Here is a 376-nt window from a genome sequence, read left to right as displayed (position 1 = left end):
CAACGACATATCAACAAGACAGAGGTCCAACCAGACCTATAATTATTGGTTATTTTACAACCACATAGAATTAAATTTTGCGTAACAAACWAAAAGAGCCACCAGCATAAACACTAATGGCTCTTGTGATGATGACAGGAATCAAAACCCGAGAAACTTTTAGCTAAATATCTCGCCTCTCATCTTGGTCAATGAACATTTGCGCCTTTTTGACCATCAACTCGTTTGCATCTGCTTCAGAGGCCAGAACATCCGATCGGATGAATCGATGACTTTTTAGTTCGCCCTTTACCTCTTTTGTAATTCTACCAGCGACGCGGTATTGACCGCCTTCCTTGTAAGCTCTCGGCATAGATAAGCAAAGCCTTTATGCTCA

The 376-nt window shown here is 41.3% G+C and carries 1 pseudogene; it reads right to left on the bottom strand.

From position 1 onward, the window contains the following. Nucleotides 1-159 precede the first annotated feature (159 nt). Nucleotides 160-376, bottom strand: a pseudogene (locus CIK04_RS26245) (HlyU family transcriptional regulator); the annotation flags it as partial.

It is taken from the genome of Vibrio sp. 03_296 (assembly GCF_002265885.1).
This window is presented reverse-complemented; position numbering and strand designations above follow the sequence as displayed.